At 51.0% G+C, this 15760-nt stretch carries 10 protein-coding genes; 7 read left to right on the top strand and 3 right to left on the bottom strand.

Going from position 1 to position 15760, the window contains the following annotated elements; genetic code table 11:
* Positions 1–73 precede the first annotated feature (73 nt).
* Positions 74–1189, top strand: a complete 1116-nt coding sequence (locus tag ACTQ1O_RS11805; RefSeq protein ID WP_441487417.1) for a GGDEF domain-containing protein — start codon at positions 74–76, stop codon at positions 1187–1189.
* A 63-nt stretch (positions 1190–1252) separates the two neighbouring features.
* Here the strand turns inward: ACTQ1O_RS11805 and ACTQ1O_RS11800 are convergent, their stop codons facing one another.
* Positions 1253–1876, bottom strand: a complete 624-nt coding sequence (locus ACTQ1O_RS11800; protein WP_441487416.1) for an HAD family hydrolase — start codon at positions 1874–1876, stop codon at positions 1253–1255.
* Between the two features lie 500 nt (positions 1877–2376).
* Between ACTQ1O_RS11800 and ACTQ1O_RS11795 the strand changes: the two genes are divergently transcribed.
* The gene (locus ACTQ1O_RS11795; protein WP_441487415.1) at positions 2377–3747 is read left to right on the top strand and encodes an MATE family efflux transporter; all 1371 of its coding nucleotides are present in this window, start codon (positions 2377–2379) and stop codon (positions 3745–3747) included.
* 151 nt (positions 3748–3898) lie between these two features.
* Positions 3899–4780, top strand: coding sequence for an NAD(+) diphosphatase (nudC, locus tag ACTQ1O_RS11790; protein WP_441487414.1), 882 nt, complete (start codon positions 3899–3901; stop codon positions 4778–4780).
* A 332-nt stretch (positions 4781–5112) separates the two neighbouring features.
* Here the strand turns inward: nudC and ACTQ1O_RS11785 are convergent, their stop codons facing one another.
* Positions 5113–5601 carry an S-ribosylhomocysteine lyase gene (locus tag ACTQ1O_RS11785; RefSeq protein ID WP_441487413.1) on the bottom strand — a complete coding sequence of 163 codons (489 nt, stop codon included), beginning with the start codon at positions 5599–5601 and terminating at the stop codon, positions 5113–5115.
* A gap of 146 nt (positions 5602–5747) precedes the next feature.
* Complete coding sequence (locus ACTQ1O_RS11780; protein WP_441487412.1) at positions 5748–6791, bottom strand: RluA family pseudouridine synthase; 1044 nt, start codon at positions 6789–6791, stop codon at positions 5748–5750.
* Positions 6792–7353: 562 nt separating this feature from the next.
* Between ACTQ1O_RS11780 and ACTQ1O_RS11775 the strand changes: the two genes are divergently transcribed.
* The 4 genes from ACTQ1O_RS11775 to nifJ all read left to right on the top strand — a co-directional run bounded on the left by ACTQ1O_RS11775 (position 7354) and on the right by nifJ (position 15372).
* Positions 7354–8412, top strand: a complete 1059-nt coding sequence (locus ACTQ1O_RS11775; protein WP_441487411.1) for a lactonase family protein — start codon at positions 7354–7356, stop codon at positions 8410–8412.
* Between the two features lie 485 nt (positions 8413–8897).
* A complete protein-coding gene (locus ACTQ1O_RS11770; RefSeq protein ID WP_441487410.1) occupies positions 8898–10064 on the top strand; it encodes a DUF362 domain-containing protein in 1167 nt (388 codons plus the stop codon).
* Positions 10065–10262: 198 nt separating this feature from the next.
* Positions 10263–11627 (top strand): chloride channel protein, encoded by a 1365-nt coding sequence (locus ACTQ1O_RS11765; RefSeq protein WP_441487409.1) that lies wholly within the window; start codon positions 10263–10265, stop codon positions 11625–11627.
* Between the two features lie 199 nt (positions 11628–11826).
* Positions 11827–15372 carry a pyruvate:ferredoxin (flavodoxin) oxidoreductase gene (gene nifJ, locus ACTQ1O_RS11760; RefSeq protein ID WP_441487408.1) on the top strand — a complete coding sequence of 1182 codons (3546 nt, stop codon included), beginning with the start codon at positions 11827–11829 and terminating at the stop codon, positions 15370–15372.
* Positions 15373–15760 lie beyond the last annotated feature (388 nt).

Raw genomic sequence — 15760 nt, 5'->3', positions numbered from 1 at the left:
ATTTACGCGAGCGTCGCGATAGAGAGATAAAACTTGCGCAGCGTGTTTTATCTCGTTTGATTTTAGGAGAAATATGTTAGTTCTTTTTGAAGATGTCATAAGCCTTATTCTGGTGATATTCGCCTGGTTCCGGCTCTATGACAATATAAATATCGATCAGAGAATCAAAAGATCTTTTGCGTGTGCCGGAGGTGTGATTGTGTCGATAATTGTTCTGGATCAGATCTGGCAGGCGATTTTTACGATATGCAGGATTACGGCCCGGATTGACTACCTGCTGAATGTGCTGACTTGTGTCATTTATTTTCTGGTCGCGTTTCTGATCCTGATTATACCTATGCTGCGATTGAAAAAGATATCGCTTGTCAACAGGGTTCTAAATGTAATCATATTGATCTGTTTCAGTGTGATTCCGATTGTAAACATCTGGAAGCCGGTTATTTTCTATCACAGCGACGGGTATATGTATTATACCAATAAATATATTTATTATATAATCGCCGAATATGTGATGTATGTGGTGATGGTGCGCATGTACTACTCTCGTAATTATCTGTTCGACAGAAGCGACCGGATCATGCTTTTGTTTGCACAGGTAATCGTCGGGATAGGTGTGATTGCGCAGATTGTCTACGGGGATCTCGCAGCGAACTGGAACTGCATCAGCATCTGCTATCTCTTTATGTATCTCGCCCTGGAACAGATGTACACAAAGATAGATCCGGTGACAAAGCTGCATAACCGAGGGGTCTATGACAAGACTCTTAAGAAGTATTCCGGCAAAAAAAGGACACTTACCGCTGTTATGTTTGATCTGAACCACCTGAAGCTTGTAAATGACAGATACGGGCACGATGCGGGTGATGCTTATCTGCTAGCCTTTGGTCAGACAGCCCGGAAAGCGCTTTCTTCCTTTGGAGAGATCTTTCGGATCGGCGGAGATGAGTTCTGCCTGCTTTCCTGGAAAACCGGACCGGAGAAACTGCTTCCGGCTCTTCGTGAGCTTCAGTCAAGGAAAAAATGTGATCCGGAGTTTGGAGATCAGCCTCTGGATTTTGCATACGGCATCGCACAGCAGCTTCCGGGGGAGGACGGATCTGAGACCGTGTCGCGGGCAGATCACGAGATGTATATGAATAAGAAGGAGATGCATTCGCGGGAGGACAGGAAGACGCCCGCAGAAGCATAGACGGTACCGCACATCCGAAGGGAGCCGTTTCGGGCATGCGGCCTGTCGGCGCTTTCGAAGAGCTTATACAGAATCCGCCATGCCGAGAAAATCCCGGAGCTTCCGGACATCTCCATCGAAGACGTATCCGCCCAGACCGCAGGAGCGGGCGGCGTCTACATTTCGCTGAAGATCATCGATGAAGAGACAGTCCTGTGGGTTCAGGTGAAATTCCTCAAGAAACATTTCATAGATCTGCCGCTGGGGCTTCAGAACCTTATGAGGAGCAGAGAGAAAGACCCCGTCGAAAAGATCGGGCGTCTCGAGATGGCTTTTCCACTTGCCGTGGTCCAGACGGACACTGACATTGGACAGGATGTATGTCTTTTTTCCTGCTTCGCGCAGATCCCTTACCAGAGCGCCCATTCCGGGATGGGGAGTGAGATTGTATTTGTCCCAGTTCTGGAAGCTGAAGCGAACCGCGCTGCGGACCTCATCGGAGGATGCGCGGGACAGCATTTTCTTCAGGGCGTCATCCTCACGGATCAGTCCTGCGTCCAGCATGATCCATTCTCCGGAGTGATAGACGAGGAGGTTGACCTCCCGGATCACGTCGGGATCCGATGTGTATTCCCGTGTGGCATTGTCGGCGTTGTAGTCAGCCAGAACCCTTCCCATGTCAAATACGATGTTTTTGTATCCTGTCATTGCTGTATCCCTCCGAATTGTAGTATTAACTCTGACTCCTGGTAATCAAAGAAGCCAACTCTGATTTCCGATAATTGAAGAAGCTGGCTCTGATTTCCGGTAATTGAAGAAGCTAACTCTGTTTCCTGGTACTGAGAGCCGGTATTCGTTGAAAGCGGACCGGCTCTCACAGGTATTATAGCGAAGAGGATGAAAAAAATCCATAACTCCGCATGGCAGAGATGTCCTGCCGGAGCTGCGGCTTTTCGTTTCTGCCTGCAAAGTCCGGCGTGAATAAGTCCGGTATGGACCGGATGCAGGAAGTTGAGATGCAGTGGGATGCCTGTCTCTCGGATTGATATTGAATCTCTGGCTTTTCTGGGATAAAATACAGATTTGTGACTGAATGAATAATTCCGGATGAACCTGGGCATTCTGAAATGTGGTTGAATAAATAGTTCCGGATGAACCTGGGTATTCTGAAAGAATTAATGATTCCGGATGAACTGGAGGTATTCTGAATGGAAACAGATATGACAAAGGGCAGGCCGTCGTCTATTCTGCTTCGTTTCCTGATTCCGATTTTTTTCGGAAATCTTTTTCAGCAATTTTATAATGTGGTGGATACGGTGATTGTCGGAAGAGTGGTAGGTGCCGGCGCGCTGGCGGCGGTTGGATCGACCGGGACGATCATGTTTCTGCTGAGCGGAATTGCGCAGGGTATGTCTACCGGGTTTACGGTACTGACGTCGCAGCATTACGGCGCAAAAGACGAGAAGGGTGTGCGCAGGAGTGTTGCGAATGCTCTGCTTCTCAGCCTGATTCTTACGGCGGCTTTCACGGTGGCGGGCGCACTTTTGATGGGACCGCTGCTTCGCGTGATGAATACACCGGATGATATCTACAGGGACGCGCATACCTACATCATGATCATAACTGTCGGCCTGATCGCCATGATCATGTACAACATGAGTGCGGCTCTGCTTCGGGCAATCGGGAACAGCAAGGCACCGCTCTACTTTCTGATTTTCGCTGTTGTATCAAATATTTTTCTGGATCTTCTGCTGACAATGGGCATCCGTATGGGAGTGGCGGGCGCGGCCCTTGCCACGGTACTTTCACAGGCGATGGCTGCGGTGCTGTGCTTTATCTACATTTACCGGAAAGCGGAGATCCTGAGACCGCGCCGGGGAGAGTGGCGTCTGTCAAAGGAAATGACGAAGGCACAGCTCGGGATCAGTATCCCGATGACGCTTCAGTTCGCGATCACATCCTCCGGAACCATGATCATGCAGTCTGCCGTGAATCTGTTCGGTTCAACGGCAGTGGCCGGATATACCGCGGCAAATAAGGTGGTTACGCTGCTGTCACAGGAGATGCCGTCGATGGGATCGGCGATCTCGACCTACTGCGGGCAGAATTACGGCAACCGCCAGATCGGCCGCGTGAAGAAGGGAGTCAATGCCGCTGTTCTGATCGACACGATATATGCGGTTGGAGCTGCAGTGATCTGTGTGGTTATACTGCCGCTGACACTGGGCATTTTTTTCTCGGGAAATGAGGATATCAGCGCGCTGATGCCCTGGGCAAAAACCTACGTGAACGTCGCGGTCTGCTTTTTCATTCCGCTGAGTTATATTTTTGTATTCCGGAACGCCATGCAGGGATGTGGCTACGGACTGCTTCCGATGTTCGGCGGAATTGTCGAATTTGTCGCCCGGGGAATTACGGCATTCATTTCCATTCATATGATGAGTTATCTGGCAGCCTGCTTCTGTGACCCTGCCGCCTGGCTTACGGCGGGCATTTTTACCGGGGTTTGCTACCGCTTTGTGATAAAAGATATTGAAAAGACGTTCCACGTCGGAAGCAATGAAGACAGAGAAAGATAGAGGGATGCTTCGTGTGAGCCGATGAGGCCAGAGAAAGAAAATAAAGGGATGCTTCGTGTCGGAACCAATGAAGACAGAGAAAACGCATGGAGAAAATCCGAAAAGATGTTTCACATCGGATCCGATGAAAGCAGGAAAAGGACAAGGAAAAATGATTCAGGATATTGCACCCAGAAAATTTCACATCGAGTATCAGAACAAGCAGCCTGCCGGTTATGAAACGGCGCTGGTGTACAATGGACCGCTGACATTGCTCCGGATGGATGAAGACGGAGTTCTTACGTATCCGAAAACGAAAGATTTTGATGGAACGGACGCAGAGTTCATCTATCTCTTCCGGATTGATGATGAGGAGTATTATCTCGTGGTGATCGAGCCGGAGGAGATTCCGGAGATTCTTCTTGAGGAGGGATTTCGCTTTGAGAAGGACTGGACCTTCCGGAGCGCAAAACCAGGAGATCGCGCGTTTGCCGGCGTGACCGGAAAACAGCTCTCCCTGTGGTACTCGAGTCACAGGTACTGCGGAGGCTGCGGGGCAGAGCTCGTGGCGGATGAAAAAGAAAGGATGATGAAGTGCCCGAGATGCGGCAGAACCTTCTATCCGGTCATCTGCCCCGGCGTTATCGTTGCGGTGGTTCATGACGGGAAGCTTCTGATGAGCAAGTACGCCGGGAGAGAATATAAGAGGTTTGCGCTGATCGCGGGATTCAATGAGAGTGGAGAGAGCATCGAGGATACGGTACACCGGGAGGTTATGGAGGAAACGGGGCTTGCGGTCCGTAATCTTCACTTTTACAAGAGTCAGCCCTGGCCGTTTTCTGACACACTGCTAATGGGATTTTTCTGCGAGCTGGACGGCGACAAGGATCAGATCACCCTGGAGGAGGATGAATTGTCCATGGCCGGCTGGTATGCGCCCGCGGAAGTTCCAGAGGATCGGGAACACATCTCCCTGACCAGCGAGATGATGACGGTGTTCCGGGAGAACGGAGGAGATTTTCAGCGTATACTGGATGTGCTAGAGAGAAAGTAACCGCCGGGGATGCACTGACAGAGGTACAGTTATCAATTGCGGCATTCATCCCACATGCTTGCGTATGGGATGAATGCCGCTTTTCCTTAACCTAACAAATACATAGAACAGATTTATTCTGACCTTGCCGGCTGTGCGAGCCTCTGCAGAGAAGTTATGCGAATATTTGAGATTGACAGGAACAGTTCTGAGAGCTGGGCGCTGCCCCAGCAGAGAAGCTATGCGAATATCAGAAATTGACGGGAACAATTCTCTCAGTTGTGTATTTTCCCCGGCTGGGAAGGCAGCCAGGATCACCACAGCGTCAGTGCGGGGAAGGCCTTAGCCGCGGTTTAGTCGGGATATACAAGCCGCTCGGTGCTCCCCTCGTGAATCTGTGACAGATCCCGTTCCAGATATCTCCGGGCAAGCCAGTTTGCCATGCTGAGGTTCTGGTCGAGATAGTTTCCGCAGTCTCTGGCTGCCGCGCCGGGAATTTCTCCCTTGTAGTCGCGGATGAAGGTGAAGGTACGGATCACAAGACCGGTGATATCGGCGGAGGACAGGTCCCCGGCGAGGATGAGGTAGAAGCCGGTGCGGCAGCCCATTGGTCCGAAGTAAATCACGCGGTCTTTCCATTCGGGATCGTTGCGCAGGAAGGTCGCGCCGAGGTGCTCGATGGTGTGGCATTCCGCAGTGTTCATGACGGGCTCGCGGTTCGGGGCGGTCATGCGCAGATCAAAGGTTGTGAGGCACTCGGAGCCGATATGATCCTTTCGGGAGACATAGATGCCGGGCATAAGAGTCAGATGATTTACGGTAAAGCTTGCGATTTTTTCCATTTCTTTTTCCTTTCTTTTCCTTTTCTTTTTTTCTTTTCTGTTATCTGTACAGGACGTAGAATACTCTGTTTTCATCAGATGCCTTTGGCCTCTGATACGGCAGCAACGTCATAATCTGCCTTATGATGTCTGATACAGCAGTGCTGTCAGAAGCTGTCCTTCGGTGTCTGATACAGCAGCGCCCTCATATCCTCCGGCACCGGTGCCGTGAAATGCATTGCCTCTCCGGTGATGGGGTGAATGAAATCAAGCTTCCATGAGTGGAGAGCCTGACGTGTGATGGCAAGAGGGTCTCCGCCGGAAGGCTTTACGGTTCCGGGCTCGGAAAGTTCGTCGGGCTTTCGCAGGTAGTGAAGGTTATACAGGGTGTCTCCGAGAAGAGGATGTCCCCGGTATGACATGTGAACCCTGATCTGATGAGTGCGGCCGGTCTCAAGCTTCAGACAGACAGCAGAATAACCGGGTGTGAAGTCTGTCTTCGCTGTGCCGGATGCAGATACTGCTTTCCGGGAATTCAGGAAATCGGTTCTGCCGGGCGCGGGAAAATAAGCAAGCGTCTGAAAGTGAGTGATCGCCCGGTCACCCCGGTCAAAATCCACACAGCGTTCAATGAGAGAGCCTTCCTTGCGGGCAATCGGCAGGTCGATGGTACCCTCAGCAGGGGTATGTCCGTCGACGACTGCCAGATACGTCCGGTGAATCTCCCTTCTCACAAGCTGCTGCTCCAGAATGGAGGCACTGACGAGATTTTTTGCCACGATCAGCAGACCTGTAGTGTCTCTGTCCAGGCGGTTGATGCAGCGGAAGACAAAGGGAATACTCTTCTGCTGAAAATACCAGACGACACCATTTCCCAAAGTATTGGCCGGATGGCCGACGGCAGGGTGGATTGCTTCATTGGCAGGCTTATCGATGACAAGCAGATCCGGATCCTCATAAATGATCCGGAAGGGAACAGGGGCAGGGATGATCGTCTCCGAGGAGACGTTATCACGCACTTTTGTTGTGAGCACGTCAGACCGGCGGAGGATGTAGCGCATATACTGATGGACTCCGTTGACCAGAACGGCGTCCGGGATCGGCTTCATAGAGGCGAGAATGTGTCTGGAGTATCCCTTCTCGCGCAGGAAGGCGTGAATGTCCTTGCCGTCATCTTCTTCTCTGATAATATAAGTAAAAGTTCTTTCCATGGTTCTGATATCGTAACGCCGCACGGCCGGGGTTGTCAATGAGCAGCCGGTTCAGAGCCCGTTTCCTGTAGGACGATAGAACTGCGAAATCCTTGTGCCGGTTTATGATTCGTGATATACTTTTAGCGTGTTGCCGGGAACTGCAGATCAGACTGAAATGCAGAGGGCACACTTGTTTTCTGACAGAACCCCATGCCCCGCAGGCGGGGCACGACATACTGTATAAGCTATGGATTGATCCATGCTCCGCAATCCTGCAGGTGAACGACTTCGTCGGTCTGTCGCGGCGTTTTCGATGAGCTTATACAGCAAACCACATGCTGTAAACAGGGCTACAAACTGTATAAGCTGCGGATTGCTCCGTGCTTCGCACTCTCGCAATCCTACAGGTATGAGCACTTCCATGCCGCTTGTGCGTCACTTCGTGCTCATACCTGTTGCCTTCGAAATCGCATACAGTCTCTTACGCGCGCTTCGCGTGCGACGATCCTGTCTGTGTTTTCGAAGAGCTTATACAGTAATTTTTCAGAATGCAGTCAACAATAGAAAAGAGGAAGAGATTATGGCAGAAAAGTATGTTGCGTATGTTGGAACGTATACCCACGGAAGCAGTATCGGCATCCACCTGTATGACGTTGATGTGAAGGAGGGGACTCTTTCGCTGCGTAAGGTGATCCCAGTGAATAATTCATCTTATATCTGCCGCTCAGCGAACGGAAAATTTTTGTACTCCATTGCGGATGAGGGTGTGGCGGTATTTGACATCAAGCCCGACGGTGATCTTGAGATGATCAATAAGATCGGCATCGATGGTATGCGTGGCTGCTATTTATCTGTTGACGCGACGGGTCAGTATCTTCTGGTCGCGGGCTACCACGACGGCAAGGTGACACTGGTTCATACGCATCATGACGGACGCCTCGGCTCTGTGATGGACGGCGTGTTCCACAAGGGCCTCGGCAGTGTGGCGGAGAGAAACTTCCGTCCGCATGTCAGCTGCGTGAAGATGACGCCTGACAACCGTTTTATCTGTGCGGTAGATAACGGAATCGATCAGGTGAAGATCTATCGTATCAGCTCCAAGAGTAAGCTTAAGCTGGTGGATATTCTCCGCTGCGAGCGCGAATCCGGTCCAAGGCTGATTGAGTTCAGTCAGGATGGAAGATTTGCTTATGTGATCTATGAGCTGGCCAACAGGGTGGATGTGTTCGCCTATTCCGTAGAGGATGATGTTCCCAGGTTTGATTACATCCAAAGCGTGAGCACGACCTCTGACAATGTGGATCAGCTCCATGATGCCGCATCGGGGATGACTTTTTCTCCGGATGGAAAATATCTCTTCACTTCGACGGCGGGCGATGATACGGTTGCCATGTTTAAGGTGGATCAGAAGACCGGTTTTCTGACGAAGAAGTTTGCACTTCCGATCAGTGGAGAGTATCCGAAGGATATCGCGATGTTCCCGGATGGGAAGCATATCGCCTGCGTCAATCATGAATCCAACAGCATCACGACATTTGCCGTTGACTATGAGAAAAATATCCTTGTCATGAAGGGCAGGCCGATGAAGGTTGACACACCGAACTGTATTCTGATCACAAAGATGGGCACGAAGGACTGACTTCTTCTTTTCGGTTAACATCCGGGACAGATTAACATCCGGGACAAATCAAAAATCTCAGAGTAATAACGGGATGTCACCAGGTTTGCCAAATGATCCCTTGTTTAAGCAATGAGGTAATCTGGCGACGGAGAGAAGCGGGAGAGAGGTGATTCGTTCCCGTATAAACTCTCATGCCCCGCAAATGGGGCACCACATACTGTATAAAGCCAGCTGCCGCGCGTTTTTCGATCCTTATGTTTATAAAGAAGGAAAACAGCGTGGCAGTTTTTGTTTGTGCGGACAAAAAGCTTCATCCGGTTCTGGTGCGGCAATCACCTGGTGATATCATGTGACACATACTGTGGCTGAGAAATGATCAGAACGAAGAGAAATATCAGAAGAAAGTAAAATGATCAGAACGAAGAGAAATGATCAGAATGAAGAAAAATATCAGAAGAAAGTAAAACGATCAGAACGAAGAGAAGTGATCAGAAGGAAGGAAAATGGCCAGAGGGAAGGATAAAGGCTTGAAGAGTACAGTTGCGCTTGTTCCGTGCAGCAGTTATGATCCGGAGAGAGTGTATCAGGCTTTGAAGCAGGGCCTGAGCCTGATCGGAGGCATTGAAAAATATGTCTGCAGGGAGGAAAAGGTACTGCTGAAGATGAATCTTGTGCGGGAAGCAGACGCGGAACGCGCGGTTACGACACATCCGGTGGTCGTTGAGATGCTGGCGAGAATTCTGGCGGAGGAACATTATATCGATGTATCGGCCGGAGATTCCGGCGGTTTCGGCTCCTCAGTCAGATCGATGGAGCGTCTGGGGATGCGGGAGGAGCTGACGAAATACGGGTGTCGTATGGCTCCCTTTGACGAGGCCGTCCGGACGGAATATCCGCAGGGAATTCACGCAAAGGAGTTTATGCTTGCCCGGGATGTCACGGAGGCAGATGCATTGATCAGCGTCTGCAAGATGAAGACGCATGCGCTGGAACACATCACGGGGGCTGTAAAGAATCAGTACGGCTGCGTCCAGGGAAAGCACAAGGCAGCGGGACACACCAGATATCCGAGCGCGGAGAGCATGGCAAGAATGATCGTGGATCTGAATCTTCTCGTCCGGCCACGCCTTTATGTGATGGATGGGATCGTGGCAATGGAGGGAAATGGCCCGACGTCGGGAGATCCGGTTCCGATGAATGTGCTGCTGCTTTCGACGGACCCTGTTGCGCTGGACAGCGTGTTCGCAAGACTTGTATATCTGGATCCGGAAGCGGTGCCGACGGAAGTCGCGGGAGCGCAGATGGGCCTTGGTACCTGGCGGGAAGATGATATTGACCTTGTGACGCCGGACGGACCTCTTTCCATGCTGTCTGCCGTGAAAAAATATGGCAAACCGGATTTTCGGGTGAACCGGAAGAAGGGTAAGGCGGAGGGAATCATGAACACGGTGACGTTTCTGCGATTCCTGAAACCGGCTCCCAGAATCGACGCAGATAAATGCCGGAGGTGCGGCGTCTGTGTAGAAAGCTGCCCGGTAGAGGGAAAGGCATTGCGTTTTTCAAAGGGACGTGATCATCCTCCGGTATACAATTACAGAAAATGTATCCGCTGTTTTTGCTGCCAGGAGATGTGCCCGCACAAGGCAATCTATGTTCGCGGACGCAGATAAGAGCGGCCGGCAGTGTTGAGGCAGAGCAGCAGAAGATGAGGTACGTTCGCGGACGCAGATAAGAGCAGCCGGCAGTATTGAGGCAGAACAGCAGAAGACGGGTGTGTTCGGGGATGCAGGTTAGAGCAGCGGATAGCATCGGAGGAAACAGAGGCGGAGGAGCTGCCGCAGGCAGAAAAGGAAGAGGAATTTGAATAGATGACAGATCAGAATAATGAACAGGGCAGACGATGGGCGAAAGATTATTTTGCCTATTTCGTAAAATGGATCATCCTTTCTCTTGTGACAGGAGCTGTATGCGGCGTGACCGGAGGAGCATTCGCACGATGCGTATCCTGGGCGACACAGTTCCGGTCAGTGAACGGATGGATGATCTTATTCCTTCCGGCGGCAGGACTTTTGATTGTCCTTATGTATCAGAAACTGAAATTATCCGGCGTCGGAACCAACGCTGTCTTTGACTCTGCTGTTGAGGGAGATTCTCTCAAATTCCGGCTGATACCTGCGATTTTTGTCGGAACAGTTCTCACCCATCTGTTCGGCGGTTCCGCCGGCCGAGAGGGTGCCGCACTGCAGATCGGCGGAGATATCGGGAACCACATCGGGCAGATGTTCCGCTTCGATGAGGAGGATAAGAAGATCGCAACGATGACCGGAATGGCGGCTTTTTTTGCGGCATTGTTCGGAACGCCGGTTACGGCGGCGGTTTTTGTGGCCACAGTCATCAGTGTCGGGATGGTAAAGCATGCGGCGCTTGTCCCGGGAATGATCGCGTCTGTTTTTGCCGCTGAGGTGGCATCCCTCATGGGGGCGACACCGGTGCACTTTCAGATTGAGGCACCTGATGTTAGTCCGCTGATGATGGGAAAGGTCATGGTTCTTGCGGCAGCCTGCGGCCTTGTCTCCGCGTTTTTTGTCATGGCACTACATTATGCGAAGGGGCTCTATGAGCGGTTCCTGAAAAATCCGTATCTGCGCGTTCTTGTGGGCGGAGCGGTTATTGTCGGGCTGACGTTTCTGGTGGGAAATCAGGACTATAACGGAGCCGGCGTGGATGTGATCGCAAGAGCGATCGGACAGGGGCAGGCGAGGCCGTGGGATTTCGCGATGAAGATTCTGTTCACGGCGCTTACACTGGAAGCCGGATTCAAGGGAGGAGAAATCGTTCCGACCTTCTATATCGGCGCAACCTTCGGCTGTGTATTCGGTCAGCTTCTGGGTATTCCGGCAGGATTCGCGGCAGCCGTCGGTTTCGCGGCCATGTTTGCCGGCGTCACGAACACAATGATTACATCGATACTCCTCGCGGCGGAGGTTTTCGGCGGTGCCGGGCTTCCCTATTTCGGAGTGGCCTGTATGCTGAGCTTTGTCTTTTCCGGATACAACGGGCTTTTCTCGAGTCAGGTCATTATCTTCTCCAAGCTGCGCGCCAGACGTGTGATGAAGAAGGTGGATCACCGGGTGGATCTCGACAGGGATTGCAGGGCAGTCACTGGGGATGGCCGGGAACCGGAGACAGGGAAAAACAACGAGGAATACGATCCGAAACGTGGCGGTTTGTAACAGACACGGCGTATTGAAAGAAGAGGCATATGTAACGGACACGGCGTATTGAAAGAAGAGGTGTATATGACAGACATAGTGTATTTAATAAAATACATTTGCCGAACTGGTGACAAAGAAAAATACGGGTGCTATAATAACCTTGTATGTGTATAAAATCAATTATACATCTTAAGTTATATAAGGAGGAATAGTTACGATGGCAAGAAAAATGAAAACCATGGATGGTAACACAGCAGCAGCTCATGCTTCGTATGCTTTTACCGAAGTGGCAGCGATCTATCCGATCACACCTTCTTCACCGATGGCTGAACACACTGATGAGTGGGCGACTCAGGGAAGAAAGAACCTGTTCGGACAGGAAGTTCAGATCACAGAGATGCAGTCTGAGGCAGGTGCAGCTGGTGCCGTTCACGGTTCTGTAGCAGCCGGCGCTCTGACAACCACATATACCGCATCCCAGGGTCTTCTTCTGATGATCCCGAACATCTACAAGATCGCCGGTGAGCAGCTGCCTGCAGTATTTGATGTATCTGCGCGCTGCGTTGCTACACATGCACTGAACATCTTCGGTGATCATTCAGACGTATATGCATGCCGCCAGACCGGCGCTGCAATGCTCTGCGAATCTTCTGTACAGGAGGTTATGGATCTGACGCCTGTCGCTCATGCATCAGCTATCTCCGGACATCTTCCATTCATCAACTTCTTCGATGGATTCCGTACATCCCACGAGCTTCAGAAGATTGAGACCTGGGATTATGAGGATCTGAGAGACATGATCGATATCAAGGCTCTGAAGGAGTTCAAGGCAAACGCTCTGAACCCGGAGAACCCGAAGGAAATGGGATCCGCCCAGAATCCGGATATCTTCTTCCAGACCCGTGAGGCATGCAACAGCCTCTATGATGAAATGCCCGGAATCGTTCAGAAGTACATGGATATGGTAAATGCCAAGATCGGAACAGACTACAAGCTGTTCAACTACTATGGCGCTCCGGATGCAGATCAGGTTATCGTAGCTATGGGTTCTGTATGCGACTGTATCGAGGAGACCATCGATTACATGATGGCTCAGGGCCGCAAGGTCGGCGTTGTAAAGGTACGTCTGTACAGACCGTTCTCCAGACAGGCACTGATTGACGCAATCCCGGATACGGTAAAGAAGGTTTCCGTACTTGACCGTACAAAGGAGCCGGGTTCCATTGGTGAGCCTCTGTTCCTGGATGTTGTTGAAGCACTTCGCGGAAGCAAGTTCGACGGAATCAAGATCTTTGGCGGACGTTACGGACTTGGATCCAAGGATACCACTCCGGAGCAGATCGTTGCCGTATTCGACAACGAGACAAAGGAGAGATTCACCATCGATATCGTCGATGATGTAACCAATCTGTCTCTGCCGGTAGGTGAGCCGCTCGTCACCACACCGGAAGGAACTGTAAACTGCAAGTTCTGGGGACTTGGAGCTGATGGTACCGTAGGAGCAAACAAGAACTCCATCAAGATTATCGGCGACAACACAGACATGTACGCACAGGCTTACTTCGATTATGATTCCAAGAAGTCCGGCGGTGTAACAATGTCTCATCTGCGTTTTGGTAAGAAACCGATCAAATCCACTTACCTGATTCACAGAGCAAACTTCGTTGCATGCCACAATCCGTCCTACATCACCAAGTTCAACATGGTTCAGGAGCTGGTAGACGGCGGAACGTTCCTGCTGAACTGCCCGTGGACCGGAGAAGAGCTGGAGAAGCATCTTCCGGGACAGGTTAAGGCATATATCGCAAAGCATCACATTAAGTTCTATGTCATCGATGGTGTAAAGACAGGTATCGAGGTAGGCATGGGACCGACCCGTATCAACACCATTCTTCAGTCCGCGTTCTTCAAGCTGACGGGTATCATTCCGGAGGAGAAGGCAATCGAGCTGATGAAGGCAGCGGCAAAGGCTACTTATGGCCGCAAGGGTGATGATATTGTCAAGAAGAACTGGGCTGCTATCGACGCGGGCGCAGACAGAGCTGTTCAGGTAGATGTACCTGCAAGCTGGGCTGACTGCGAGGATGAAGGCCTTGAGTTCAAGAAGGTTTCCGAGGGCCGCAAGGATGCCGTTGATTTCGTCAACAACATTCAGCTGGCTGTTTCCTCTCAGGAAGGCAACAGCCTGAAGGTTTCCGACGTTCTGAAATATTCAAACGGCGAGACTCCGTCCGGTACTGCTGCTTATGAGAAGCGTGGCATCGCTGTAAATGTTCCGGTTTGGAACAACGACAACTGTATCCAGTGTAACAGATGTTCTTATGTCTGCCCGCACGCGGTTATCCGTCCGTTCGCTCTGACAGAGGCTGAGGTTGCTGCGGCACCGGAAGGCTTCAAGAACATTCCGATGACCGGTATGCCGTCCTACAAGTTCGGCATTCAGATTTCCACCATGGACTGCACAGGCTGCGGATCCTGCGCGAATGTATGCCCGGGCAAGAAGGGTGAGAAGGCTCTGACTATGACTCCGATTGCCGATGCCATGGATCAGCAGAAGGGCTTCGATTATGCGGTTAAGCTTCCGGAGAAGCAGGATGTTATCGACAAGTTCAAGATCACTTCCGTAAAGGGCAGCCAGTTCAAGAAACCTCTGCTCGAGTTCTCCGGCGCATGCGCAGGCTGCGGTGAGACTCCTTATGTAAAGCTGATCACTCAGCTGTTCGGAAGCAGAATGCAGATCGGAAACGCTACCGGATGTTCTTCTATCTGGGCGAACTCTTCACCGTCTACACCTTATACGGTAGATCAGAACGGCAGAGGACCGGCATGGTCTAACTCCCTGTTTGAGGATGCCGCAGAGTTCGGCTATGGTATGCTGCTTGGACAGAAAGCTATCCGTGATGAGCTGAAGACAAAGGTTGAAGCTCTTATTGAGAAGGATGCATCTGTCAAGGAAGCCGGACAGGCATGGCTCGACACCATGACAAAGGGTGCTGAGAACAGAGTCGCAACAGATAAGCTGCTTGCTGCAATCGCTGACAATACAACAGAAGAGGCTGCGTTCATCAAGGACAACAAACAGTTCCTGGCGAAGAAGTCCAACTGGGTATTCGGTGGTGACGGCTGGGGCTATGATATCGGATTCGGCGGACTGGATCATGTCATCGCTTCCGATAAGGATATCAATGTTCTGGTTATTGATACTGAGGTATACTCCAACACCGGCGGACAGTCCTCCAAGGCTACACCTACCGGAGCAGTTGCTCAGTTCGCTGCAGGCGGTAAGGAGACCAAGAAGAAGGACCTTGCTTCGATCGCTATGTCCTACGGCTATGTATATGTAGCGCAGATCGCTATGGGCGCTGATTACAACCAGGCTGTTAAGGCAATCAGCGAGGCTGAGGCTTATGACGGACCTTCTCTGATCATTGCTTACGCTCCGTGTATCAACCACGGTATCCGCAAGGGTATGGGCAAGGTAATGACCGAGGAAGAGCTCGCAGTTAAGTCCGGATACTGGCATCTGTTCCGTTACAACCCGGCACTGGTTGGAACAGACAAGCCTGCATTTACTCTGGATTCCAAGGCTCCGCAGGCTGATATCTATCAGGATTTCCTGGACGGCGAAGTACGTTACAATTCTCTGAAGCGTGCGAACCCGGCAAAGGCTGAGAGACTGCAGAGCAAGCAGAAAGAGGAGTCTGCTGAGAGATATACATACCTCAACAAGCTCATCAAACTGTACGGACCGGCAGAGCAGTAAAGTTTCTGATAAAATAAAGGCAGGACCCGGCTATGCCGCGGCCCTGCTCCCGGATCACAGATCCGGTCGGATATATAGAGTTCAAACGTGTAATACGCCCGGCGCAGAGAAATCTGCCCCGGGTTTCTTTTTTTTGTATGATTTCCAGATGCTCGGCATATCATTAGTTGAAGCGGAAAAAGATCACATCCGCTCACACTCATTGGTTTTCATGCTCCTTTCTGCAGGATTCTTTACCAATTATATAATTGAGCAGGGAAAAGGTCTCGATTACAGCATATTTTCCTTGATCGATCAGGGCAGACAAAACGAAGAATTCACGGATCAAACCTTTAAAATTTCGGTTCGTTGCGCGTGGATTTACAATATGATATAGTATATTACAGCG

It is taken from the genome of Bilifractor sp. LCP21S3_A7 (genome assembly GCF_052118825.1).
GTDB lineage: Bacteria > Bacillota > Clostridia > Lachnospirales > Lachnospiraceae > Bilifractor.
The sequence above is the reverse complement of the archived record's forward strand: the minus strand, read 5'-3'. Positions and strand labels throughout refer to the sequence as shown.

What these genes read in the sequence shown, in the direction of transcription:
- ACTQ1O_RS11775 (WP_441487411.1), top strand. Translation starts at nt 7,354, where the DNA reads ATGGCAGAAAAGTATGTTGCGTATGTTGGAACGTATACCCACGGAAGC.
- ACTQ1O_RS11800 (WP_441487416.1), bottom strand. Translation starts at nt 1,876, where the DNA reads ATGACAGGATACAAAAACATCGTATTTGACATGGGAAGGGTTCTGGCT.
- ACTQ1O_RS11805 (WP_441487417.1), top strand. Translation starts at nt 74, where the DNA reads ATGTTAGTTCTTTTTGAAGATGTCATAAGCCTTATTCTGGTGATATTC.
- ACTQ1O_RS11770 (WP_441487410.1), top strand. Translation starts at nt 8,898, where the DNA reads ATGGCCAGAGGGAAGGATAAAGGCTTGAAGAGTACAGTTGCGCTTGTT.
- nudC (WP_441487414.1), top strand. Translation starts at nt 3,899, where the DNA reads ATGATTCAGGATATTGCACCCAGAAAATTTCACATCGAGTATCAGAAC.
- ACTQ1O_RS11765 (WP_441487409.1), top strand. Translation starts at nt 10,263, where the DNA reads ATGACAGATCAGAATAATGAACAGGGCAGACGATGGGCGAAAGATTAT.
- ACTQ1O_RS11780 (WP_441487412.1), bottom strand. Translation starts at nt 6,791, where the DNA reads ATGGAAAGAACTTTTACTTATATTATCAGAGAAGAAGATGACGGCAAG.
- ACTQ1O_RS11795 (WP_441487415.1), top strand. Translation starts at nt 2,377, where the DNA reads ATGGAAACAGATATGACAAAGGGCAGGCCGTCGTCTATTCTGCTTCGT.
- nifJ (WP_441487408.1), top strand. Translation starts at nt 11,827, where the DNA reads ATGGCAAGAAAAATGAAAACCATGGATGGTAACACAGCAGCAGCTCAT.
- ACTQ1O_RS11785 (WP_441487413.1), bottom strand. Translation starts at nt 5,601, where the DNA reads ATGGAAAAAATCGCAAGCTTTACCGTAAATCATCTGACTCTTATGCCC.